We start from the raw sequence: 23,718 nt of genomic DNA, 5'->3' as shown, positions 1-23,718 counted from the left end.
CCGAGCGCGGCGGCGGCGCGCGGACGCTCAGGCGGTCGCCCGCCGCACGATGGTGAAGCCGAGGTCGAGGATCGGCGTCTCGACCGGCTCGCCGCTCTTGCGCGCCAGCAGCATGCGCCCGGCCTCGGCGCCGATCGCGCGGCCGGGGATGCTGACGGTGGTCAGGCCGAGGCCGAGCTCGCCGGCGAACTCGAAGTCGCCGAAACCGGCGATCGCCAGCCGGTCGGGCACCGCGATGCCGCGGCGCCGGGCCTCGCTGACGGCGCCCAGCGCCGCGGAATCGCTGGAGCAGAACACCGCGTCGGTGTCGGGCCAGCACTCCAGCAGGGCGGCGAGGTCGCGGGCGCCGCGCTCGACCATCGAGCCGTCGGCCGGCTCCGGGACCACGCGCGGCGCGCCGAGGCCGAGCTCGGCGAGTGCTGCCTCGTAGCCCCGGCGGCGCAGCCTGCCGCGGCGATCCCCGTCGGCGGCACCGCCGCCGGCGGCTGGCCGGCCACCACCCCTGCCGGCTTGCCGGCCACCACCCACGAAGCCGATGCGCCGGCGGCCGGTGGCGTGCAGGTGCCGGGTCATCGCCCGGCCGGCCTCCTGGTTGGAGAACCCGACCGCCATGTCGACCGGGTCCTCGGGCAGTTCCCAGACCTCGACCACCGGGATGCCGGCGCCGGCCAGCATGCTGCGGGCGGCCGTGGTGTGGTCGCCGCTGGTCAGCACGATGCCGTCCGGCCGGCGGCTCAGCGCCGTGGCGACCAGCGCCTCCTCGGTGGCGCTCGAGTACTCGGTGGTGCCGAGCAGCAGCTGGTGGCCGGCCTCGCGCAGGCTCTGCGCCAACCCGTCGACGGTCGAGGCGAAGATCGAGCCGGACAGGGTCGAGACCAGGGCGGCGACCAGCCGGCTCTCGCGCGACGACAGGGCGCCCGCCCCCTGGTCCGGGACGTAGCCGAGCTCGCGCACCGCCGCTACTACGCGCGCGCGGGTCGCTGCCTTGACCTTCTCGGGCGTGCGCAGCACCCGCGACACCGTGATGGTCGACACCCCGGCGGCCCGCGCGACGTCCTGCATGGTCACCCAGCGGTGCGGTGGGGGAGCAGCGTCGTTCATCGTTCAACCGTCGCAAAGACCGAGAATGACATCGATAACATTCCGCGTTGACTCCTCGATGTTATCGATAACATAGTGACGCCGGTTGGAGAAGCCGGGCTGACGCTGCCGTACGATCATGGCGCGGGCGGACCCGCTGCCAGGAGGAGCCGCCATGAACGTCCAGGCCGCCGCCGCCGCGTTGACCGACGACCAGATCACGTTCTACCGCGACAACGGCTACCTGCTGGTCGAGAACGCCATCACCCCGGCCCAGCTCGACGCGATGCGCAAGGTCACCTACGACCTGATCGACCGGTCGCGCGCCGTGACCGAGAGCGACGACGTCTTCGACCTGGACGAGGGGCACACCGCCGAGAACCCCCGGCTGACCCGCATCAAGCTGCCGCACAAGCAGCACCCGATCTACTGGGACACCCTGGTCAACAGCCGCATCACCGACGTGCTGAAGGCGCTGCTCGGCCCGAACATCGCGCTCAGCACCGCCAAGCTGAACACCAAGGCGCCCGGCGGCGGTGCTGCGGTCGAGTGGCACCAGGACTGGGCGTTCTACCCGCACACCAACGACGACCTGCTGGCGGTCGGGCTGATGCTCGAGGACGTCGACGAGGCCAACGGCCCGCTGCAGGTCATACCCGGTTCCCACAAGGGCCCGGTACTGGCGCACACCAACAAGGACGGCGTGTTCTGCGGCGCGGTCGACCCGGACGACGCCGACTTCCACCAGGACAGGATCGTCACCCTGACCGGCAAGGCCGGCTCGATGACCGTCCACCACGTCCGGCTGCTGCACGGCTCGGCCCCGAACATGAGCGACCGCGCCCGGCTGATCCTGTTCTACGAGTGCCTGGCGGCCGACGCCTGGCCGCTGGTCGGCGGTGCCTCCTACTATCAGCGCCTGCCGCAGCGCCAGCTCTGGGAGGATCTGGTGCAGAACCGGATGATCTGCGGCCAGCCGACCACGCAGCCGCGGGTGGTGGCCAATCCGGTCCGCATCCCGCTGCCGCCGGCACCGGATGCCGGGTCGATCTTCAAGACCCAGAAGACCGGCGGTGCTCGCAGCGCTTTCGCCTCGATGATGGGGTGAACGCCGTGGCGACTGTCAGGGCGGCCGCGGCGAAGGCGCTGCCGATCGGCATCCAGACCAACGGCATCAAGCACACCCATGCCGAGGCGATGCCGGACGTCGACACCCGGTTCCGCATGGTCCGCGACGCCGGCGTGTTCGACTACGTCGACAAGACCCCGGACCCGGACCAGATCGAGGATTTCGCGCGGGCCAGCGAGAAGTACGGCATCCCGGTGCGCTGCGGCGGCTGGTTCTACGCCCTCGGCGAGGACGAGCCGCTGCTGCTGAAGAACCTGGACACCGCCCGCCGGCTCGGCTCGACGATCCACAACGTCCAGGTCAAGACCCTGCGCGCCGACGGCCGGCCGGCGACCGACGAGGACGTCGCCGAGTTCTACGCCTTCGCCTTCGAGGAGGGCGCCAAGCGCGGGGTCGAGCCGTGCTTCGAGATCCACGTCAACATGTGGTCGGAGGATTTCCGGCGGGTCGAGACGGTCGCCCGCCTGGTCGAGGGGCGCGGCCTGCCGTTCCGCATGACCCTCGACCACAGCCACGTGATCTTCAAGATCGACCATCCCGACGAGCAGGACGTCTCCGGCATCCGCGAGGACGTCGCGGCCGGCCGGCTGGTGCTGGACCCGTATCGGCCGGGCCACGTCTGCGGGACCTGGATCGAGGCCGGCTGGGTCCGGCACTGCCACGCCCGCGCGGCGGTGCCGAACAACCCGCGCAACACCGCGGCGACCGGCCCGGACGGCAAGCCGGGCCGCGGCATCCAGTACCCGTTCGTCGATCCCGGTCCGGGCAACTACGACGCCGCCTGGGACGGCGCCCTGCTGGAGCCGTGGAAGGAAGTGGTGCGCCAGCTGATGCGCCACCACGCCGCCGACCCGGAAAGCCGGCTCGGCCAGATCAGCACCGAGTTCATCCCCAACCTCGACTACGGCGAGGGCTGCCGCTACTCGCTGTTCGAGCAGTCGATCGCCTGCGCCGGGTGGCTGCGCGAGACCTGGGCCGAGATATCGGCTTCCCGGAACGGCTGACCGCTACCCGGCGGCCGCCGCCCGCTCGATGGCCGGCCGCCAGCCGGGCTCGACCGGCAGGCCGAACGTCTCGACCAGGGTGCGCTCGATGCCGCCGGCGTCGAGCTGGTGCTGTTCCTGCGCCCGGCCCGGCCGGCGTACCGTGTAGCGGGAGTTGAACAGGGTGTGGCGCGCCTCCGGCGTGACCCGTGTCACCAGCAGGTTGCGCCGGAAGTTCGACTCCGGATGGGTCGAGGTGAACCAGTTGGCGGCTTCCAGGTCGGCGTCCTGCACGGCGTCCTGCGAGATCTGGTAGACCGACAGCCACACGCCGTCGCGCCGCGCCTGCAGCAGCAACTCGGTGCCGAACGGGATGACCCGGAAGGTCTCGTGCCGGGTCTCCTGCGCCTCCTCGGTGTCGAGGCGCAACGGCTCGGTCGGGACCACGCTGCCGAAGCCGACGTCGACCAGCCAGGGCACGCCGTCCAGCTCGGTCCGCAGCACCTGGTGGGTGCGCGGCTGCGGGCGCGCACCCGGCGGCATGTTCCAGAGCACCCGGCCCATCATCGGCGTCACCGGGTAGCCCAGCGTGGTCAGGACGCGGCGGAACAGGCTGTTCTGCTCGAAGCAGTAGCCGCCGCGGGTCGAGCCCAGCAGCTTGCGGTCGACTGCGCCGGGGGTCAGGTCGATGCCGCGGCCGAGCAGGGCGTCGATCCCCTCGAACGGGATCGCCGCCGGCTGCAGCTCGTGCAGCGCCTTGAGGGTGGCGAGGTCGGCGGTCCGCGGTCCGCGGTAGCCGACCCGCGCGAAGTACTGGTCCAGGTCGACCGCCGGCGCCGCCTCCGTCCCGGCCAGGGCCGCCAGGATCTGCCGGACCGCGACCGGGGCCTGGACGTCGACCAGCCGGATCGACGGGTGGCGTGCGGCGAAGGCCTGCTTGACGGCGGCCCGGGTCGCGCCGTCGACGCTGCCGCCGATCGCCACCAGGTCGAATGCGGCCGGATCGAAGTCGGCGGCCGCCTGCTCGGGCCGGCTCGACCCCTGGGCCGCGTGGCCGAGCTGGGCCAGTCCGTGCAGCACCGTGTCGATGGCGTTCTGCGAGCGGCCGAGGACCAGGATACGGGCCGGCGAGGCGGCCGGGGCTTCGGGTTGTCGGGTCATGCCACGGCCTTCGCATAGGGGGTGAACTCGCGGGCCCGGCGCAGGGCGCTCGCCCACCAGGACAGGCGGGCCAGCATGGTCGCCGCCGCCTTCTCGGCACCTTCCGGGTTGCGCAGCCGGCCGTCGCCGAACTGGCCGGCCGCGTTGGCGAAGGCCACGCCGTCGCGAGTGCCGACCGCATGCAGTTCGGCGAACACGTGCCGCAGGTGCTCGACCGCCCGCAGGCCGCCGGATACCCCTCCGTAGGACACGAACGCCACCGGCTTGGCCTCCCATTCCTGCTTGGCGGAGTCGATCAGCGCCTTCAGCGGCGCCGGGAAGGAGTGATTGTACTCCGGGCTGACCACCACGTAGGCGTCGGCCCGGGCGATCCGCGCGCGCAGGGTGGCCCGCGCCGCCGGGTCCTTGCCGTCGATCCCGCGGGCCACGTCGGCGTCGGCCGGGTCCAGGACATCGACGGCGAAGCCGCCGGCCGCCTCGATGCGGGCGATGGTCCAGCCGGCGACGGTGTCGCAGAGCCGCCCTTCGCGGGCGCTGCCGTAGATGACCGCCACATCGATTGGCGCCACGTCGATTGGCGCCGCGTCGATGGTCGCGCCGGCGGGACTGGGGGATGGGTTCATGCGTGCACTCCTGGTGTTCCGATACCATGAGTGCGAGGATATGGAACCTCAAGTAAAGTTCAGGTCAAGAGGCATGGCGAAGAAATTTCAGGGGCCGGCCGATCGGCAGCTCACCGTCGGCGAAGTCGCCGCGCGCAGCGGTGTGGCGGTGTCGGCGCTGCACTTCTACGAGACCAAGGGGCTGATCCGCAGCCAGCGTACCGCCGGCAACCAGCGCCGCTATCCGCGCGCGGTGCTGCGGCGGGTTGCGGTGATCAAGACGGCCCAGCGGGTCGGCATCCCGCTGGCCGAGATCCGCGAGGCCTTGAGCGGCCTGCCGGAGGACGCGACGCCGACCACCGAGGACTGGCGGCGGCTGTCGACCCATTGGCGCGGCGACCTGGACGACCGGATCCGCCGGCTGACGCGCCTGCGCGACCTGCTGGACCTGTGCATCGGCTGCGGCTGCCTGTCGGTCGGCGCCTGCCCGCTGTGCAACCCGGACGACGTGCTGGCCGGCCAGGGGGCGGGGGCGCGGCTGCTCGATCCGGACTAGCGGGGTTTCCGGGGGCGGAACGCCTTGCGGCCCTTCCCCGGCGGCCTAATATGCCGGTCCTTCCGAACGCCAGCCGACTGGAGCACCCGATGACCGACGCGGCCGCACCCCGCGAGAACGAGCCCCGTATCGACGCCGAGGAGATCCTCGAGGGCATCCTCGACTGGGTCGAGGTCGAGACCCCGACCTACCACGGCGCCGAGGTCAACAAGCTGGCCGACAAGGTGCAGACGGTCTGGTCTGACGTCGGCTGCACGGTCGAGCGGATTCCGGGGCGCGACGGGTTCGGCGACCACGTGCTGGTGCGCTCGCCCGACTGGAAGGAGGGCGAGCCGTCGATCCTGGTGCTGTCGCACATGGACACGGTGCACCCGCTGGGCACCAAGGACGCCGCCAACCCGATCCGGCGCGAGGGCGATTCGGTCTTCGGCCCCGGCATCTACGACATGAAGGCGGGCGCCTACCTGCCGTACTACGCTTGGCGCCACCTGAAGCGGCTCGGCCGGGCCAACGGCCTGCCGGTGACCTTCCTGTACGTCTCGGAGGAGGAGGTCGGCAGCCCGACCAGCCGCGAGGTCATCGAGCGCGAGGGCCGCAGGGCGAAGTACGTGCTGGTCACCGAGCCGGCCCGCGACGGCGGCAAGATCGTGACGGCGCGCAAGGGCGTCGGGCGGTTCGAGCTGAAGATCACCGGCCGGCCGGCGCATGCCGGCGCCCAGCACCAGGACGGCCGCAGCGCGGTCAGGGAACTGGCCCACCACATCCTGGAGATCGAGGGCTATACCGACTACGAGCGCGGCGTGACCACCAATGTCGGGATGATCCAGGGCGGCACCGGGGTCAACGTGGTGCCGCGCGAGGCGAGCGCCGAGATCGACCTGCGGGTGGTCACCGCGGCCGACGGCGAGGAGCTGACGGCGAAGATCCTGAACCGGGTGGCGCGCGACCCGGACGTCGAGGTCGAGATCTCCGGCGGCATGAACCGGCCGCCCTACGAGCGCTCGGAGGCGATCGACGCGCTGTTCGAGCAGGCCCGGGAGCTGGCCGCCAAGACCGGGCTCGAGCTGGTGTCGACGCCGCTGACCGGCGGCGGGTCGGACGGCAACTTCACCGCCGCCCTCGGCATTCCGACGCTGGACGGCCTCGGGGCCGACGGCAAGGGCGCGCATACCCTGCACGAGCAGATCTACGTGTCGTCGCTGGAACCGCGCGCGGCCATGTGGGTCGAGCTGCTGGGAGGCCTGAAATGACGGTGGAATTTGCCGCGCGCGGCAGCCATGCCGAGATCGAGGAGGGCACGGCACTCGCCCCGAAGTTCGACGCCGACGGGCTGATCCCGGCGATCGCCTCCGATGCCGGGGACGGCACGGTGCTGATGATGGCCTGGATGAACGCCGAGGCGCTGAAGGCCACGATCGAGACCGGCGAGGCCCACTACTGGTCGCGCTCGCGCCGCGAGATGTGGCGCAAGGGCGGCACCAGCGGCCATGTCCAGAAGGTCCGGGAGGTCCGGCTGGACTGCGACCAGGACGCGGTGCTGCTGCTGGTCGAGCAGGAAGGCCCGGGGGCCTGCCATGTCGGCTACCGGTCGTGCTTCTTCCGGCGGGTCGCGCCCGACGGCGCCGGCGGGGTGCGGCTGGAGACGACGGGCCCGAAGGCGTACGATCCCAAGGCGGTCTACAAGACCAAGCCTTGAGGAGCGAGTTGTGAGCGGAACGGTCGAGGTGACGTTGCCGGCGGTGGCCAGGACGGCGGCGGTGACGGAAACGCCGCTTGGCCGGCTGACGGTGCCGTCGCGGGCGATCCCGGAGCGCCGGGTGTCGGTCGACCCCGAGGAACTGGCCCGGCTGCGCGACGCGGCCCGCGGCGCGGCGGCCAACGCCCACGCGCCGTACTCGGGGTTCGCGGTCGGCGCCGCCCTGGTCATGGCCGACGACCCGGAGCGCCGGGTGTTCGTCGGCACCAACGTCGAGAACGCCAGCTATGGCGGCACCATCTGTGCCGAGCGCACGGCCCTGACCCAGGCGTCCTCGGCCGGGTTCCGCAGGCTCTCGGTGCTGGCGGTGTCGTGCGCCCGGGCGCTGCACGCCCGCCTGGCCGACCGGTCGCCCTGCGGGATCTGCCGGCAGTTCATCGCCGAGTTCGCGACCGACGAGCCGCCGAGCCTGGTGCTGATCGATTCCGGCGAGGACGGCTCGCTCGGCGAGATCCTCGATCTCGAGCGGCTGCTGCCCTACCCGTTCCGGCTGGACCGGTAGCGTCTTTCGGCGTCGCGGCGGCGGGTGGGTTCCGGAGCCGGGCGCCTACGCGCCCTCTCCGGAATGACGAAGGGAGAGGGGATAGCTGTATAATTTCCGTCATCCCGGAGGGTCCGCGCGAGCGGGCGGCTCCGGGACCCACCGGCCGCTCCTACCGTGGACGCGTCAGGGCCATCCCGCGGTCTGGCGCAGCGCCTCGGCGACGACGATCCCGGCGCTGACTGCGACGTTCAGCGAGCGCGCGCCGGCGACCATGGGAATCCGGACCGCCAGGTCGGCGGCGGCGTGGACGGCGTCCGGCACGCCGGCGCTTTCGCGGCCGAGAAGCAGGCGGTCGTCCGGCGCGAATCGCACATCCGGCAGCGCGACCGACCCGCGGGTCGACAGCACGACCAGCCGCCCCGGCTGGCGCGCCGCCAGGTATGTGCTCCAGGAGCTGTGACGCCGCACCTCGGCGAACTCCAGGTAGTCCATGCCGGCCCGCCGCAGCCGCGGCTCGGACCACACGAAGCCGCAGGGTTCCACGATGTCGACTCCGACGCCGAGACAGGCGGCCAGCCGGAGTATGGTTCCGGTGTTCTGCGGAATGTCGGGTTCGAACAGCACGAGACGCATGCGCGGCTAATAACCGCGGCGCGACGCTTTGCAAACCTCCGGGGCCTGCGGTATAGCGAAGCGGCACGGGGCGGGAACGCCGGCCGGATTGCGACAGCGCGTCGCGTTGGTCCGGCCGCCCGGTCCGTATAGTGAAATGAGTCACGGGTCGTCCGGGGGCGACCGTTTGAGGGCTGGAGGACCATGGCTGACACCCATCAGGGCGAGACCCGCCGCGACTTCCTGTATGTCGCGACGGCCGCGGTCGGCGCCGTCGGGGCGGCGTGCGTGGCTTGGCCGTTCATCGACCAGATGAACCCGGCGGCGGACACGCTGGCGCTCGCATCCATCGAGTTCGACACGTCGACGGTCGCCGAGGGCATGGCGGTGACCGTCAAGTGGCGCGGCAAGCCGGTGTTCGTGCGGCACCGGACGCAGCAGGAGATCGACGAGGCCCGGGCGGTACCGCTTGCGGACCTGCGCGACCCGCAGACCGACGCCGAGCGCGCGACCAAGCCGGAGCAGCTGATCGTGGTCGGCGTGTGCACGCACCTCGGCTGCGTCCCGCTCGGCCAGAAGCCCTCGGATCCGAAGGGCGAGTTCGGCGGCTGGTTCTGCCCGTGCCACGGCTCGCACTACGACACGTCCGGGCGCATTCGGAAGGGTCCCGCGCCGCGGAACCTCGAGGTCCCGGAGTATCAGTACATCTCCGATACCGTCGTCCGGATCGGCTGAGGGAGGGCGACGCGTCATGGCCGCGAAATTCGACAACTCGATCGTGCGCTGGATCGACCATCGGCTGCCGATCTTCAGCTTCATGCATCACGAGATGCACGAGTACCCGACCCCGAAGAACCTGAGCTACTGGTGGAACTTCGGGTCGCTCGCCGGGATCGCCCTGGTCGTCATGCTGGTGACCGGCATCACCCTGGCGATGCACTACACCCCGCACGTGGACTACGCGTTCAGCTCCGTCGAGCGCATCATGCGCGACGTCAACTACGGCTGGCTGATCCGCTACATCCACATGAACGGGGCCAGCTTCTTCTTCATCGTGGTCTACATCCACATCTTCCGCGGCCTGTACTACGGGTCGTACAAGGCGCCGCGCGAGCTGCTGTGGATGCTCGGCGTGGTCATCCTGCTGCTGATGATGGCGACCGCGTTCATGGGCTACGTGCTCCCCTGGGGCCAGATGAGCTTCTGGGGCGCCACCGTGATCACCAACCTGTTCTCGGCCATCCCGGTGGTCGGCGACAGCATCGTGACCTGGCTGTGGGGCGGCTTCGCGGTCGACAACGCGACCCTGAACCGCTTCTTCTCGCTGCACTACCTGCTGCCGTTCGTGATCGTCGGCGTGGTGGTGCTGCACCTGGTGGCGCTGCACCGGTTCGGCTCGAACAACCCGCTCGGCATCGACGTCAAGGGCCCGAAGGATCAGATCCCCTTCCACCCGTACTACACCGCGAAGGACGCCTTCGGCCTCGGCGTGTACCTGATCATCTTCTCGGCGTTCGTGTTCTTCGCGCCGAACTACATGGGGCACCCGGACAACTACATCCCGGCCGACCCGCTGGTGACCCCGGCGCACATCGTGCCGGAATGGTACTTCCTGCCGTTCTACGCGATCCTGCGCGCGATCCCGGACAAGCTCGGCGGCGTGCTGTTCATGTTCGGCGCCATCGCGGTGCTGTTCATCCTGCCCTGGCTCGACCGCTCGCCGGTCCGCAGCGGCCAGTTCCGCCCGATCTTCAAGATCTTCTTCTGGATCCTGGTGATCGACGTGGTGGCGCTGACCTATCTCGGCGGCAAGCCGCCGGAGGGCTGGTACGTGATCGCGTCGCGACTGGCGACCGCCTACTACTTCATCCACTTCCTGGTGATCCTGCCGCTGCTCTCGGTGTTCGAGACCCCGCGGCAGTTGCCGAAATCGATCAGCGAGCCGGTGACCGGCGGCGGCGCAGGGTTCGCCGGCGCGACCGCGACCCCGAGGGAGAAGGTCTGATGATCGCGCGCATCAAGACGCTGGCGGCGGCCGGATTGGTCGCGGCCAGCCTCGCGGCCCCGGCGGCGATGGCCGCCGAGGGCGTGGCCATCCCGTCGCAGGAGTGGTCGTTCGGGGGGATCTTCGGCACCTTCGACAGGGCCGCCCTGCAGCGCGGCTTCCAGGTCTACCAGAACGTCTGCGCCAGCTGCCACGGGCTGGACTACGTCGCGTACCGCAACCTCGAGCAGCTCGGCTACAACGAGGACGAGATCAAGGCGATCGCGGCCGAGAAGCAGGTGACCGACGGACCGAACGACGAGGGCGAGATGTTCGAGCGTCCCGCCAAGCCGTCGGACCGCTTCGTCAGCCCGTTCCCGAACGACGCGGCGGCGCGGGCCGCCAACGGCGGCGCCCTTCCGCCCGAGCTGTCGCTGATCGTCGACGCCCGCGCCGGCGGTGCCGACTACATCTACGCGGTGCTGACCGGCTACCAGGACGCGCCGTCCGGCGTCACCGTTCCCGACGGCATGTACTACAACGCCTATTTCCCGGGGCACCAGATCGCCATGCCGCCGCCGCTGTTCCCGGACGGCGTGACCTACGGCGACGGCACCGCCGCGACGATCGCCCAGCAGGCCAAGGACGTGACCACGTTTCTGGCGTGGGCGTCCGAGCCGAACCTGGAGGAGCGCAAGCGGGCCGGTCTGATGACCATCCTGTTCCTGCTGGTGTTCACCGGCCTGCTCTACGCGACCAAGCGGAAGATCTGGGCCGACGTGCACTGACCGTCCGTCACGGACGTACCGGGCAGGGCCGGAAGGGAAACCTTCCGGCCCTTTCCGTTTGACGGCGACGGCCGTCGAGGTCGTGGATGGTGCGCTGGACGGTCGGGAATGGGGGGGGGCCCCGGGATCGATCGGCGATATTTGATCTGCATTGCGTGTGTCGTGATCGGCGCACGGGTGGTACAAATAACGGATGCAACCATACGGGCTTCTGGGTCTCGGGAGACGCCTGATCGGCCGCGCCGCGGTGGTCGCCGGCGTCTACGCCGTTGTGGCAACGGTCTACATCGTCCTGTCCGATCGACTGCTGGGCCTTCTCGTCAAGGATTCGAGCCGCCTCGTCGAGTACGGCACGATCAAGGGCACCGTCTTCGTCCTGGTCACCGCCCTCGGGCTGTTCGCGACGTGGACGTATCTCGCCCGCCGCGAGGAGGGCGAACGCCGGCGGCGGATCACCGCGCAGCAGCGGCTCGGCGAACTGGCGAACGCGATCCCCAATCCGCTGCTGGTGCTGTCGCCCGAGGGCCGGCACCTCGAATGGAACGGCGCCCTGGAGACCCTGACCGGGCTTGGCCCGGAACGGCTGTCCGAGGCGACGATCGCCGACCTGGCGCATGCCGACGACCTCGCCGCCGCGGCGGCGGCGCTCGGGCGCGTGGTCCAGACCGGCCGGCCGGACAGCGTGGATGCCCGGATCATCACCGCCGACGGCTCGGCCCGCCTGTACCGCTGGCACGGTGCCGCCGGCCGCGACGCGGACGGGCGGATCGACAGGGTCGCCGTGGTCGGCGTCGACCTGACCGACCTCAAGGCGATCCAGGACGAGTTGCAGCAGTCGGTGCTGCGCGCGCAGCACCTGCTCCGGCAGACGGTCGCGGCGCTGACCGTCGCGGTCGAGAAGCGCGGCGCCTACACGGCCGGTCACGAGCAGCGGGTGACCGCCCTGTCGCTGGCGATCGCCGACGAGATGGGGCTGCCCCCGGAGGAGCGCGAGGGGCTCCAGTACGCCGCCAGCCTGCACGACATCGGCGAACTGGCGGTGCCGGCGGACATCCTGGTCCGGCCGGCCCTGCTGACGCCCAGCGAGCGCGAGATCGTGAAGTCACACTCGGACCACGGCTACGAGATCCTGCGATCGGTCTCGTTCCCGTGGCCGGTCGCCGACATCATCCGGCAGCACCACGAGCGGCTCGACGGCTCCGGCTACCCGTGCGGCCTGAAGGGCGGGGAGATCCGCCGCGAGGCCCGGATCATCGCGGTCGCCGATGTCGTCGAGGCGATGTGCAGCCACCGGCCGTACCGGCCCGCGCTCGGGAAGGACGCGGCACTGGCCGAGATCCGGGACGGCCGGGCGACCCGATACGACCCCGCCGTCGTCGATGCCTGCCTGACGGTCTGGCGCGAGGGCTTCGAGTTCCCGGCGGTGAATGTGTGATCGACCGGGGCCGGGTCGGCCCGAGATCCGCTTCGGCAGAGCGGGCGCGGCGCCGCACGCCCTTTCGCTCGGCCGCTGCCCCGCGCTATAGGTCTTGTGAAGAACGAACAGCGGAAAGACGGACCATGGCGGACGATACCCGGGAGGCCCTAGTCGGCGTAATCGGCGGCAGCGGCGTCTATCAGATCGACGGCCTCGAGAACACGCGCTGGGAAACCGTGCCGTCGTCGTTCGGTGAACCGTCCGACCAGCTGCTGTTCGGCGAACTCGACGGCCAGCGGCTGGTATTCCTGCCGCGCCACGGCCGCGGCCACCGCTACAGCCCGACCGACATCAACTATCGGGCCAACATCGACGCCCTCAAGCGCGCCGGGGTCACCGACATCATCTCGGTCTCGGCGGTCGGCTCGCTGAAGCACGAATACGCGCCGGGCCACCTGGTCCTGGTCGACCAGTTCATCGACCGGACGTTCGCCCGCGAGAAGAGCTTCTTCGGCAAGGGCTGCGTGGCGCACGTGTCGATGGCGCACCCGGTCAGTACCCGGATTGGCGACGCGCTGGAGGCGGCCTGCAAGGAACTCGGCCTCGCGCACACCCGCGGCGGTACCTACCTGACCATGGAAGGGCCGCAGTTCTCGAGCCTGGCCGAGTCCAACCTGTACCGGTCCTGGGGCTGCGACGTCATCGGCATGACCAACATGCCGGAGGCCAAGCTGGCGCGCGAGGCGGAGATCCCGTATGCGACGGTCGCCATGGTCACCGACTACGACTGCTGGCATCCGGACCACGACCACGTCACGGTCGAGATGGTGGTCAAGGTCCTGCTGTCGAACGCCGAGCACGCCCGGTCGCTGATCAAGACTGCGGCGCCCAAGCTGCGGCGTCGGCCGCTGGTCGACGAGCAGGGCGGCGACCACGCCCTGGAGTACGCGCTGATCACCCATGCCGAGGCGCGCGATCCGGAGGTCGTCGCCCGCCTCGACGCGGTTGCCGGCCGGGTGCTCGGCGGTCCGGTGCAGGGTTAGAGGCCGGCCCGGTGCGCGGTCCCGGACGCGGCAGGGGGCGGGGCGGTATCGGCGGCCTGGAGGGCCTGTACCGCAAGGTCACCGCGTCGCGTCCGGACGACGCCCGCACGCTCAACGTCAAGTCGGTGCTGGCGCTGGAGAACGGCCGGGTGGCCGAGGCGGCCGAGCTGATTGGCCGGGCGCTGGTGATCGAACCGGCGGAGCGCACCTACCTGTTCCACATGGCGAAGGTGTGCGCCCGTGGCGGCTGGTGGCACGAGGCCGCCGACGCGCTGCGCCACGCGATCTACGTCAACCCGCGCGACGCCGAGTGCTGGTACGGGCTCGGCGTCGCCTTCAAGGAGCTCGGCGAGCCCGACCAGGCGGCCGTGTGCTGGCAGCAGTGCCTGCTGTTCGAGCCCGGCCACGCCGGCGCCCAGGAGGCGCTGGCGCAGGGGCAACGCTAGGCTCGGGGGCGGTTGCCCGGCCGTTCGGGTCGCGCGGTCGGGGGCTCCGACGTCCGCTCGCCCCGTCCGCCGGTCAGCACCAGCCCGTACATGCCGGCGGCGATCAGCGCCATGGCGAGCAGCTGGTAGGTCTGCAGGCTGTCGCCGAGCACCAGTACCGCCAGCAGCATCGTCACCGCCGGGGCGGGAACCGTGACGGAGCTGGCCAGCGACACGTCGATGTGCCGCATGGCGTGGAACCAGAGGATCAGCTCCAGGTAGTAGGCGACGCCCATGACGATCGCCGCCCGCTGAAACGACGGGTCGATGCCGGCCGCCAGCAGCCCCGCGCCGTCCCCGATGACCATCGCCAGCACCAGGAGGCAGCCGCCGGACACCACGAGGCGGGAGACCGTCACCTGGTTCGGCGTCGCCGGCGTCGTCTCGAGCACCCGCTTCAGCATGATGTGCGCGACGCTCCACAGCAGCGGGATGCCGAGGGCGAACACGGTCCACCAGGAGATGTCGGCGACCCGGAAGGTCCCCTCGGTCGTCAGGTAGACCAGCGCCGCGATCATCAGGGCCGTGAAGAACAGTTCGGCGCCCGACTTGCGCTTGCCGAGGAACAGCCGCTCGACCAGCGTCGCGAAGACCGGATAGGCCTGCAGGGCGATGGCGAGGCTGACGGGGCCCGCCCGTTCCGCCGCAACCACGTACATGTAGGTCGATCCGCCGAACATCGCGCCGGTGACGAGGGCGATCAGCCCGGATCGTCCCCGGCAGGCTTGCACCAGACGCCCGAGCGGATCCGCGCTACGGGCGCGCAGGATCTCGGCTCCGAACAGCGGCAGGGAGGCGACGAGCTGCCAGAACGTCAGCCAGACCGCGAACGTCAGGCCGGCACTCCCGGCGGGACGGGCGTTGGCCAGGATCGGCAGCGCGCCGAGGATCCCGAGGCACAGCAGAGCGAAGCCGATGCCGGTTCGGGGTGACCTGTCCATGGGATCGGGCTCCAGTGTGCGTATCGATGCATTTTGCATCGATATTCTTGTCTCGCTGTCGTTGCAATGAGAGTATTGCGCTGATGACAATGTGGTGCCCCGACCTCTCCCGGCATGCCGGTCCGGCCTACTGCGCGATCGCCGATGCGGTCGGCGCTGCCGTGGCGAGCGGCCGGCTGGCGCCCGGCGACCGCCTGCCGCCGCAGCGCGATCTCGCCTACCGTCTGGGGCTGTCCCTCAACACGGTGACCCGTGGCTATGCGGAAGCGATCCGACGCGGCTACCTGGACGGCGCGGTCGGGCGGGGAACCTATGTCCGGACGCCGCCCGCCGACCGACCGGCGGCCGAAGGAGCTCGGGCGGCGCTGACCCGGCCGGTCGCCGGGCCGATCGACTTCGCCAACAATCTGCCGTTCCGCGGCTCCGCCGCGGACGCGCTCGCCCGGACCCTCGCAGGGCTCGCCGCCGACACCGCCCTGGGCGCGCTCCTGGACCACAAGCCCGACGTCGCGCTGGACCGTCACGCCGAAGCGGGGCGCCGCTGGATCGCCACGCTGGGCCTGGACGGGAGCGGACGTCGCGTCGTGCTCACCAGCGGCGCGCAGCATGGGCTGTTGGTGACGCTTCTGGCCCTGACCCGGCCGGGCGACGCCATCCTGGTCGAGGAACTGACCTATCCGCCCCTGCTGGCGATCGCGCGCCGTCTCGGACTGCACGTGTTCCCGGTCGCCCTGGACGGCGAGGGCGTCGCGCCCGCGGCGCTGGACGAGCTGTGCCGGACCACGGCGGCGCGGGTCCTGTGCTGCACACCGACCCTGCAGACGCCGACCGCGGTCACGATGGGCGCCGAGCGTCGCCGGGCGATCGCCGATCTGGCCGAGCGCCACCGCCTGACCGTCGTCGAGGACGACGTCTTCGGCTTTCTGCCTGCCGCGCGCCCGGCGCCGCTGGCCGCGTACGCGCCGGACCGGACGGTCCTGGTGGCGAGCACGTCGAAGAGCCTGGCACCGGGCCTCCGGGTCGGGTACCTGCACGCGCCGGAGCGTCTGGAGGCCGCCCTGCGGTCGGCGGTCGCCCTGTCGTCCTGGATGCCGCCGCCACTGATGGCCGAGGTCGCGACGCGCTGGATCGAGGACGGCACCGCCGAGCGGCTGAACGCCGAACAGCGGGCCGAGGCCCGGCACCGCCGGGAAATGGCGCGGGCGATGCTGGCCGGCGGTGTCCTGGCCGGGTCGCCGGACGGATTCCATCTCTGGCTGCCCCTGCCGGATCCCTGGTCGCCGGACGGGTTCGAGGCCGCCGCCCGCCGGCTCGGTGTCGAGGTCCGGGGCGGCCCGCGTTTCGCGGTGGACGCGCGGGCGCGCCCGGCAGCCGTCCGCCTGTGCCTCAGCCACGAGATCGACCGGGAGCGCGTCGAGATCGGCCTGCGGACGATCGCCCGCCTGCTGGACGGCGGCTACGACGCCGACGCGTTCCTGGTGTGAGGTTCGGGGGCGTGTTGTGAGAGGAGGGCCGGCGTGCCAGGGCTACCGCGCGTTTGACCGTCCCGGCGCGGGTGCCTACCTTTCCCCGGTACCCACCGGCGCGGAGCTTCACGGCCTGTGAGCACCCTCGACCTCGGACTGATCGGCAACTGCTGCTTCGGCGCGCTCGTCGACCCCTACGCAAAGATCGTGTGGTGCTGCCTGCCGCGCTTCGACGGCGAGCCGGTGTTCGACGCCCTGCTGCGCGTCGACGACGAGGCGACGCCGGCCGACCGCGGGTTCTTCGCGATCGACCTGGCCGGCGCGACCCACGCCGAGCGCCACTACGTGCCCAACACGCCGGTACTGGTGACCCGGATCACCGCCGAGAACGGGGCGGCGATCGAGATCACCGACTTCGCGCCCCGCTTCAACCGGCACGACCGGATGTTCCGGCCGACCACGATCGTCCGCCACGTCCGCCCGGTCGCCGGCCTGCCGCGGATCCGGGTTCGGATACGCCCGGCGTTCGGCTGGGGCGCGGTCGAGCCGCAGGTGACGCGCGGCTCGAACCACATCCGCTGGGTCGGCCCGTCGCAGACCGTCCGGCTGACCACCGACGCGGTGCCTTCCTACATCATCGACGAGGCATGGTTCCTGCTCGATGGGCCGGCGACCTTCCTGCTGGGCGCCGACGAGAGCCTGCAGGACTCGATCCGGGACACCGCCCGGGTGTTCTTCGACGACACCGTGGCGTACTGGCGCAACTGGACGCGCTCGCTGAACATCCCGTTCGAGTGGCAGGCCGAGGTGATCCGCGCCGCCATCACCCTGAAGCTGTGCACCTTCGAGGAGACTGGGGCGGTGATCGCCGCCATGACCACCTCGATCCCCGAGGCGCCGCACAGCCAGCGCAACTGGGACTACCGCTACTGCTGGCTGCGCGACGCCTATTTCGTGGTCCACACCCTGAACCGGCTGTCGGCCACCCGGACGCTGGAGCACTACCTCCGCTACATCCAGAACGTGGTCGCCAAGGGGACCGAGGGCGAGATCCTGCAGCCGCTGTACTCGCTGACGCTGGAGGACCGGGTCGAGGAGCGGATCGTCGACACCCTGCCCGGCTATCGCGGCATGGGGCCGGTGCGGGTCGGCAACCAGGCCTACCGGCAGGTCCAGCACGACGTGTTCGGTGCGATCATCCTGGCGGTCACCCAGAGCTTCTTCGACTCCCGGCTGGTCCGGAAGGGCGACGAGGCCCTGTACCGCCAGCTCACGCCGCTCGGGCATGCCGCGATCGAGCGCTTCGAGGTGCCCGACGCCGGGATCTGGGAGCTGCGGACCCGCGCCTCGGTCCACACCTTCTCTGCCATGATGTGCTGGGCGGCGGCCGACCGGCTGGCCCGGATCGCCTTCCAGCTCGGGTTCGCCGAGGAGGCGGCCGAGTGGCGCGGCCATGCCGACACCATGCACGCCCGGCTGTGCGAGCGCGGCTGGAGCGAGAAGCTCGGCGGGTTCGCCGCGACCTTCGGCGGCGACGACCTCGACGCCAGCCTGCTGCTGATGCACGAGCTGGGTTTCCTGAAGGCCGACGACCCGCGGTTCGTCGGCACGGTCGAGGCGATCGAGCGCGGCCTCAAGCGCGGCAGCCACGTGTTCCGCTACGACGCGCCCGACGATTTCGGAACCCCGGAGGTCGCGTTCACGGTGTGTACCTTCTGGTTCATCGAGGCGCTGGCGGCGATCGGCCGGAAGGATGAGGCCCGGCGGATGTTCGAGGAGGTCCTGGCCTGCCGCAACACCCTCGGCCTGCTGTCCGAGGACGTCGACCCGGTGACCGGCGAACTGTGGGGCAACTTCCCGCAGACCTACTCGATGGTCGGCCTGATCAAGTGCGCCATGCGGCTGTCGCGGCCGTGGGAGGAGGTGGTGTGAGCCGTCTGGTCGTCGTATCGAACCGCGTCGCCCCGATCCAGGAGGGCAAGCAGTCCTCGGGCGGCCTGGCAGTCGCGGTCCAGGAAGCGCTGTCGGAGGTCGGCGGCGTCTGGTTCGGCTGGTCCGGCGAGATCTACACCAGCGGCTCGTCCCGGGTGAAGACCGAGACCAAGGGCCGGATCACCTATGCGACCATGCCGCTGGCCCGGCGCGACTACGACGCGTTCTACAAGGGCTACGCCAACGCCACCCTGTGGCCGCTGTTCCACTACCGCATGGAGTTCGTCGAATACCAGCGCAGCTACGTCGCGGGGTATCGGCGGGTCAACGAGGAGTTCGCCGGGCGGCTGTCGTCGATGCTGGAGCCGGACGACCTGATCTGGGTGCACGACTACCACCTGATCCCGCTCGGCCGCGACCTGCGGATGATGGGGCACCGCAACCGGATCGGGTTCTTCCTGCACATCCCGTTCCCGCCGCCGGACCTGCTGACCGCCTGCTCCGACCACGCCTACCTGGTGCAGTCGCTGTGCGCCTACGACGTCGTCGGGTTCCAGACCGAGAACGACGTGCGGAACTTCCTCGCCTACATCCGGACGATCGCCGGCGGCAGCGTCGGGCGGAACGGCCGCTTCGAGGCCTATGGCGAACGCTCGCGGGCGTGCGCGTTCCCGATCGGCATCTACCCGGACCAGCTGGCGTCGCAGGCGGCGGCCTCGGCACGCTCGCGGCAGACCCGGCGGCTGGTCGAATCGCTCGCCGGCAAGGACCTGATCGTCGGTGTCGACCGGCTCGACTACTCCAAGGGACTGGACCGCCGGTTCGACGCCTACGAGACCCTGCTGGAAGCCGCGCCCGGCCTGCGCGGCCATGTTTCCTACATGCAGATCGCGCCGCCGTCGCGCTCCGACGTGCAGAGCTACCGGGCGATCCGGGAGGTATTGGAAGGCAAGGCCGGGCGCATCAACGGCCGGTTTGCCGAGTTCGACTGGGTGCCGCTGCGCTACCTGAACAAGTCGTTCCAGCGCGACCAGCTGACCGGGTTCTTCCGGGCGGCCCGGGTCGGCTTCGTGACGCCGCTGCGCGACGGCATGAACCTGGTGGCCAAGGAGTACGTGGCCTGTCAGGACCCGGAGGATCCGGGCGTGCTGGTGCTGTCGCAGTTCGCCGGCGCGGCGGCCGAGCTGGACGGCGCGGTGACGGTCAACCCGTACGACCACGAATACGTCGCCGACGGCCTGCAACGGGCGCTGGCGATGCCGGTGGAGGAGCGGCGCGCGCGCTGGACCTCGATGATGTCGGCCTTGCGCGCCAACAACCTCGGCGTCTGGCGGCGCAGCTTCCTGCGCGCGCTCCAGGGGCGGTGAGGCGGACGATGGTGGAGCCGCTGCCCGCCCTTCTGGCCGATGTCGGCGGCACCCACACCCGGTTCGCGCTGTCCGACGCGGCCGGCCGCTTCCGCTCGGTCGAGATCGTCCATACCGCCGACTTCGACAGCGTCGAGCAGGCGATCGCCGACTACCTCGCCACCAAGGCCGGGCAGACCCGGCCGGACCGTGCGATCCTGGCGGTCGCCGGCCCGGTGAGCGGCAACCGGGTGCAGCTGACCAATGCCGACTGGGACATCGACGGGGCGGCGGTGGCCCGCCGTTTCGGGCTCGACACGGTCAGGCTGGTCAACGACTTCGCCGCGGTGGCGCGGGCTCTGCCGCTGCTCGGGCCGGCGGACCGGCACGTCGTCGGCGACTGGCATCCCGAGCCACGCGGTCCGATGGTCGCGATCGGCCCCGGCACCGGGCTGGGCGTGGCCGGGCTGGTGCCGGTCGGCCCGCGCGGCTGGCTGGCCGTGCCGGGCGAGGGCGGGCACGTCACCCTGCCGGCGATGACCGACGCCGAGAGCGCCGTCCTGGCCGTCCTGCGACGGCGGGTCGACCACGTTTCGGCGGAACGGGTGCTGTCCGGGATCGGCCTGCCGGCGCTGGACGCGGCGATCGCCGTGGTCGAGGGGGCGGCGCCGCGGCCGGACCGCGAATCCGAGTCGGTGCTGGCGGCGGCCCGCGGTGGCGAGGCACAAGCGCTGCGGGCGGTCGCGATGTTCGTCGATCTGCTGGCGACGGTCGCCGGCGACCTCGCCCTGACGTTCGGGGCGACCGGCGGCGTCTACCTTGCCGGCGGCATGCCGCTCTATCTCGGCGAGCTGTTCGATCCGGAGCGGTTCCGCGCGCGGTTCGAGGCCAAGGGCCGGTCCAGCGCCTACCTGCGCCGGATCCCGACGGCGGTGGTGACGCACGCCCAGCCGGGCCTGCTCGGGCTGAGCGCCATCGCCGCCGAGTAGGGGGCGTGGCCGAGCAGGGGCGTGCCCGAGCAGGGGCGTGGCTCGACGGGGTCGCCCGGCCGGGATACCGTGGCCGTCGAGCGAAACTGGCGTGACGTCGATCCCGGAATGAGCCGGCCCGCCCCATCTGCGATCCGTTCGCCCCGTCCGGGCCGCCCATGAGCGGCGACGGCGACCTCGCGGCGGTCCTGCGGGGCTTCCTGCACGCGCGCGGACCGTCGCTCGGCGTCGACCTGGTCTCGCACACCGGCGAGAACGTGCTGACCCTGGCGCGCGTCCTCGGGACCGATCCCGCGGTCGGCCGTCGCGCGCTGCGGACCAGCTACCTGCGGATCGACGCCGACTCGCCCGGCTGCGCGCGCATCAGCCCCTCGTTCCTGCGCAAGTTCATCAGCTTCACGCTGTTCGGGCTGGAGGGGGCGGCGCAAGACGGGGCGGCGCTCGACGCGGCGTTCGCGGCGCTGGTCGACAAGCACCGGACCATCAGCCGGCGCAAGCGCGAGCTGGCGCAGGACCTGGTGCGGGAGCTGCACGACCTCTGCGCGGCCGAGCTGACCGGCGACTTCGCGGTGCTGATCTGCGGCGACGTTGTCTACGACCTGGCCCACGACGCCCGCCGGCGCGAGCACTCGACCGGAATACCGGTGCGGGGCTCGGACATCGACCTGGTGATCCTGCTGGACGAGCCGGACCTGCACCTGAAGGACCGGCTCGAAACCGAGTTGCTCAAGCACAAGTACTTCTGGCTGCGTCACCCGACCATCCAGGAGGAACTCGATTTCATCATCAAGACGCCGGGCGACGTCCGCCGGCAGGCCGGGCTGGAGACGGTGAAGGACAAGATCGCGGTCAAGGTGATGATGGAGAGCCGGGTGCTGTTCGAGGCCGGCGACATCGCCCGGCGCTGCGCGGCGATCGTGCAGGACCCGGGCGTGCGCGGCTGGTTCGACGAGGCCGAGCGCGAGGCCCGGACCCGGCACGAGCAGCTCGAAGCCGACGTGTACGCCGGGCTCGTCACCGACCTGTCGGCCGAGGACCGCAGCATCTTCTTCTCGGCCGAGCTTGACGAGCTGGGGGAGTTCTGTGAGAGCCGGCATGCGCTGACGGCGCTCAAGCCGTAGGGTTCGGTCGCAAGGATGACGGGACGATAGGCGGATGGGTTCGACGGTTCTGCTCCTCGATCGCGACACGGCGGCGTCCCGGCACGTCAGCCGGGTCTGGACGGTGTTCGGCAGCCGTAACGGCCTCCACGCGCCGGTCGAGCGGCTCCGGCTCGCGAGCCCGGACGCGGAGATCGCCTACTTTCACCCCGAGGCGGAGTACGAACGGCAGGCCGCCGCCATCCTTGGCGCCGCGCCGTTCCGGTCGCTGCATCCGGAGCACCTGGCGCTTCGCTACCTCGCCGGCGAGACCGACGAGATCGCCTCGGCCTTCGAGGCCGTGATCGATTCCGGCGAGTTCGCCGCCGGCCGGTTGCTGGACGATTTGGGCGGGCGGATCGTCGACGACATCGCGGCGGCCGTGGCGCGCGGCGGCTTCGTGGCGATGGCGCAGCCCGGCGACGGCGTGCACGTCGTCGGCACGCCGTCCGAGGTGTTCCTGCACCCTGAGGCGGCGCTGTATCCCGGCACCATCCTCGATACCCGCGACGGCCCGATCGCCATCGATGCCCGGGCCAGCGTCGGGCAGTTCTCCTACATCGCCGGGCCGGCCTATGTCGGGCCGGACGCCCGGGTCGACAACTGCCGTCTGCTCGGGCCGGTGGCGATCGGCCGGCACTGCCGGGTCGGCGGCGAGATCGAATGCAGCATCCTCGGCGACTTCTCGAACAAGCATCACGAGGGATTCCTCGGCCACAGCATCGTCGGGCGCTGGGTCAACCTCGGCGCGCTGGTCACCACCTCGGACCTGAAGAACAACTACGGCGAGGTCCGGCTGTCGGTGCCGACGGATTTCCTTCCTGGGCGTGGCGGCGAGCCGGTGCCGGTTCCGCTCGGCCGCATGAAGTTCGGCTCGATCGTCGGCGACTGCGTGAAGATCGCGATCGGCACATGCCTGAACACCGGCACCGTCATCGACGTCGGCTGCAACGTGTTCGCCGGCGACCCGCCGAAATACCTGCCGCCGTTCGCCTGGGGGCCGTCCGGCGCCCGCTACGAGCTCGACCGGTTCCTGAAGGACTGCGAGACCATCTTCGTCCGGCGGCAGCAGACCGTCGGGGCGGCGTTCCGGGACATGGCGGCGTACCTGTGGCGGGCCACCGCCGACGCCGGGCCGGAAGCCGCCCGATGACGCCCGCCGTTACGGTCGACTGCGGGGCCGTGCTGTTCGACATGGACGGGGTGCTGGTCGACTCCTCCGGCGTGGTGGAGCGCAGCTGGCGGTCCTGGGCGCGGCGTCACGGCATCGCCGAGTCGGTGGTGATGCCGCTGATCCATGGCCGGCGGGCGCTCGAGACCATCGCGCTGGTGGCGCCGCATCTGGACGCCCAGGCGGAGTGGCAGGTGCTGATCCGCCAGGAGCTGGAGGACACCGAGGGATTCCGCGCGTTTCCGGGGGCGGCCGCCCTGGCGGGATCGCTGCCGCTCGACCGCTACGCGATCGTGACCTCGGCGCCGCGCAGCATTGCCGTCGACCGGCTGCGGCGCGGGGCGATCCGGGTGCCTGCGGTCATGGTGTGCGCCGAGGACGTCAGCCGCGGCAAGCCGGCGCCCGACGGCTACCTGCTGGCGGCCGAGCGGCTCGGCGTGCCGGCCGGCGACTGCGTCGTCGTCGAGGACGCGGCCCCGGGCGTGCAGGCCGGGCTGGCGGCCGGCATGCGGGTCCTCGGCTTCACCACCACCCAGCCCGCCGAAGCCATGGGCGCGGCGACCTGGCTGGTGCCGGACATCTCCTGCGTCCGGGCCGGCGAGCCCGTGGCCGACGGTGTCCGGCTGACGCTGACGACGCCGCGGCGATAGCGCC

At 71.2% G+C, this 23,718-nt stretch carries 24 protein-coding genes; 19 read left to right on the top strand and 5 right to left on the bottom strand.

The window, feature by feature from the left end:
- Positions 1-27: 27 nt before the first annotated feature.
- A complete protein-coding gene (locus tag IE246_RS14805; protein ID WP_229837144.1) occupies positions 28-1,101 on the bottom strand; it encodes a LacI family DNA-binding transcriptional regulator in 1,074 nt (357 codons plus the stop codon).
- 154 nt (positions 1,102-1,255) lie between these two features.
- Here IE246_RS14805 and IE246_RS14800 point away from each other — a divergent pair, with 154 nt between their 5' ends.
- Together IE246_RS14800 and IE246_RS14795 are read left to right on the top strand one after the other, a co-directional pair.
- Positions 1,256-2,188 carry a phytanoyl-CoA dioxygenase family protein gene (locus IE246_RS14800; RefSeq protein WP_189990918.1) on the top strand — a complete coding sequence of 311 codons (933 nt, stop codon included), beginning with the start codon at positions 1,256-1,258 and terminating at the stop codon, positions 2,186-2,188.
- A gap of 5 nt (positions 2,189-2,193) precedes the next feature.
- Positions 2,194-3,213 (top strand): sugar phosphate isomerase/epimerase family protein, encoded by a 1,020-nt coding sequence (locus tag IE246_RS14795; RefSeq protein WP_229837142.1) that lies wholly within the window; start codon positions 2,194-2,196, stop codon positions 3,211-3,213.
- 3 nt (positions 3,214-3,216) lie between these two features.
- Here the strand turns inward: IE246_RS14795 and IE246_RS14790 are convergent, their stop codons facing one another.
- Both IE246_RS14790 and IE246_RS14785 read right to left on the bottom strand, forming a co-directional pair.
- Positions 3,217-4,353, bottom strand: a complete 1,137-nt coding sequence (locus IE246_RS14790) for an arylamine N-acetyltransferase family protein (protein ID WP_189990916.1) — start codon at positions 4,351-4,353, stop codon at positions 3,217-3,219.
- Positions 4,350-4,976: an NADPH-dependent FMN reductase gene (locus IE246_RS14785; protein ID WP_189990914.1), complete on the bottom strand. Its 627-nt coding sequence runs from the start codon at positions 4,974-4,976 to the stop codon at positions 4,350-4,352. The genes IE246_RS14790 and IE246_RS14785 overlap by 4 nt, the downstream gene beginning before the upstream one ends.
- A gap of 73 nt (positions 4,977-5,049) precedes the next feature.
- On the opposite strand from IE246_RS14785, the gene soxR reads away from it, so the two are divergent.
- The 4 genes from soxR to IE246_RS14765 all read left to right on the top strand — a co-directional run bounded on the left by soxR (position 5,050) and on the right by IE246_RS14765 (position 7,769).
- Positions 5,050-5,511, top strand: a complete 462-nt coding sequence (soxR, locus tag IE246_RS14780; RefSeq protein WP_189990912.1) for a redox-sensitive transcriptional activator SoxR — start codon at positions 5,050-5,052, stop codon at positions 5,509-5,511.
- Between the two features lie 89 nt (positions 5,512-5,600).
- Positions 5,601-6,761 carry a M20 family metallopeptidase gene (locus tag IE246_RS14775; protein ID WP_189990910.1) on the top strand — a complete coding sequence of 387 codons (1,161 nt, stop codon included), beginning with the start codon at positions 5,601-5,603 and terminating at the stop codon, positions 6,759-6,761.
- Positions 6,758-7,207 carry a phosphoribosyl-AMP cyclohydrolase gene (hisI, locus tag IE246_RS14770; RefSeq protein ID WP_189990908.1) on the top strand — a complete coding sequence of 150 codons (450 nt, stop codon included), beginning with the start codon at positions 6,758-6,760 and terminating at the stop codon, positions 7,205-7,207. Before IE246_RS14775 ends, hisI begins: the two co-directional genes overlap by 4 nt.
- A gap of 10 nt (positions 7,208-7,217) precedes the next feature.
- The gene (locus IE246_RS14765; RefSeq protein WP_189991023.1) at positions 7,218-7,769 is read left to right on the top strand and encodes a cytidine deaminase; all 552 of its coding nucleotides are present in this window, start codon (positions 7,218-7,220) and stop codon (positions 7,767-7,769) included.
- A 165-nt stretch (positions 7,770-7,934) separates the two neighbouring features.
- Here the strand turns inward: IE246_RS14765 and IE246_RS14760 are convergent, their stop codons facing one another.
- Entirely contained in the window at positions 7,935-8,384 is a 450-nt protein-coding gene (locus tag IE246_RS14760) for a tRNA (cytidine(34)-2'-O)-methyltransferase (protein ID WP_189990906.1), read from the bottom strand.
- 183 nt (positions 8,385-8,567) lie between these two features.
- Between IE246_RS14760 and petA the strand changes: the two genes are divergently transcribed.
- From petA to IE246_RS14730, 6 genes are all read left to right on the top strand, one after another.
- Positions 8,568-9,098 (top strand): ubiquinol-cytochrome c reductase iron-sulfur subunit, encoded by a 531-nt coding sequence (gene petA / locus IE246_RS14755; protein ID WP_189990904.1) that lies wholly within the window; start codon positions 8,568-8,570, stop codon positions 9,096-9,098.
- Between the two features lie 16 nt (positions 9,099-9,114).
- Positions 9,115-10,368 (top strand): cytochrome b, encoded by a 1,254-nt coding sequence (locus tag IE246_RS14750; RefSeq protein WP_189990902.1) that lies wholly within the window; start codon positions 9,115-9,117, stop codon positions 10,366-10,368.
- Positions 10,368-11,135, top strand: a complete 768-nt coding sequence (locus IE246_RS14745; protein ID WP_189990900.1) for a cytochrome c1 — start codon at positions 10,368-10,370, stop codon at positions 11,133-11,135. The genes IE246_RS14750 and IE246_RS14745 overlap by 1 nt, the downstream gene beginning before the upstream one ends.
- A gap of 193 nt (positions 11,136-11,328) precedes the next feature.
- On the top strand, positions 11,329-12,570 hold the full coding sequence (locus IE246_RS14740; RefSeq protein ID WP_189990898.1) for an HD domain-containing phosphohydrolase: 1,242 nt from the start codon (positions 11,329-11,331) through the stop codon (positions 12,568-12,570).
- A gap of 125 nt (positions 12,571-12,695) precedes the next feature.
- Positions 12,696-13,595 (top strand): S-methyl-5'-thioadenosine phosphorylase, encoded by a 900-nt coding sequence (locus IE246_RS14735; protein ID WP_189990896.1) that lies wholly within the window; start codon positions 12,696-12,698, stop codon positions 13,593-13,595.
- A gap of 11 nt (positions 13,596-13,606) precedes the next feature.
- Positions 13,607-14,041, top strand: a complete 435-nt coding sequence (locus IE246_RS14730; RefSeq protein ID WP_189990894.1) for a tetratricopeptide repeat protein — start codon at positions 13,607-13,609, stop codon at positions 14,039-14,041.
- Here the strand turns inward: IE246_RS14730 and IE246_RS14725 are convergent.
- On the bottom strand, positions 14,038-15,021 hold the full coding sequence (locus IE246_RS14725) for a DMT family transporter (RefSeq protein WP_189990892.1): 984 nt from the start codon (positions 15,019-15,021) through the stop codon (positions 14,038-14,040). The genes IE246_RS14730 and IE246_RS14725 overlap by 4 nt on opposite strands.
- Positions 15,022-15,104: 83 nt before the next feature.
- On the opposite strand from IE246_RS14725, the gene IE246_RS14720 reads away from it, so the two are divergent.
- From IE246_RS14720 to IE246_RS14690, 7 genes are all read left to right on the top strand, one after another.
- On the top strand, positions 15,105-16,505 hold the full coding sequence (locus IE246_RS14720) for an aminotransferase-like domain-containing protein (protein WP_189990890.1): 1,401 nt from the start codon (positions 15,105-15,107) through the stop codon (positions 16,503-16,505).
- Between the two features lie 117 nt (positions 16,506-16,622).
- Positions 16,623-18,419 (top strand): glycoside hydrolase family 15 protein, encoded by a 1,797-nt coding sequence (locus IE246_RS14715; RefSeq protein WP_189990888.1) that lies wholly within the window; start codon positions 16,623-16,625, stop codon positions 18,417-18,419.
- Positions 18,416-19,786 (top strand): alpha,alpha-trehalose-phosphate synthase (UDP-forming), encoded by a 1,371-nt coding sequence (locus IE246_RS14710; protein ID WP_189990886.1) that lies wholly within the window; start codon positions 18,416-18,418, stop codon positions 19,784-19,786. Before IE246_RS14715 ends, IE246_RS14710 begins: the two co-directional genes overlap by 4 nt.
- 8 nt (positions 19,787-19,794) lie before the next feature.
- Positions 19,795-20,754 (top strand): glucokinase, encoded by a 960-nt coding sequence (gene glk, locus IE246_RS14705; RefSeq protein ID WP_189990884.1) that lies wholly within the window; start codon positions 19,795-19,797, stop codon positions 20,752-20,754.
- 158 nt (positions 20,755-20,912) lie between these two features.
- Positions 20,913-21,875 (top strand): hypothetical protein, encoded by a 963-nt coding sequence (locus tag IE246_RS14700; RefSeq protein ID WP_189990882.1) that lies wholly within the window; start codon positions 20,913-20,915, stop codon positions 21,873-21,875.
- Between the two features lie 34 nt (positions 21,876-21,909).
- Positions 21,910-23,046, top strand: a complete 1,137-nt coding sequence (locus tag IE246_RS14695) for a hypothetical protein (RefSeq protein ID WP_189990880.1) — start codon at positions 21,910-21,912, stop codon at positions 23,044-23,046.
- The gene (locus IE246_RS14690; RefSeq protein WP_189990879.1) at positions 23,043-23,714 is read left to right on the top strand and encodes an HAD-IA family hydrolase; all 672 of its coding nucleotides are present in this window, start codon (positions 23,043-23,045) and stop codon (positions 23,712-23,714) included. Before IE246_RS14695 ends, IE246_RS14690 begins: the two co-directional genes overlap by 4 nt.
- Positions 23,715-23,718: the final 4 nt, after the last annotated feature.

This window comes from Thalassobaculum fulvum, assembly GCF_014652915.1.
Lineage (GTDB): Bacteria > Pseudomonadota > Alphaproteobacteria > Thalassobaculales > Thalassobaculaceae > Thalassobaculum_A > Thalassobaculum_A fulvum.
This window is presented reverse-complemented; position numbering and strand designations above follow the sequence as displayed.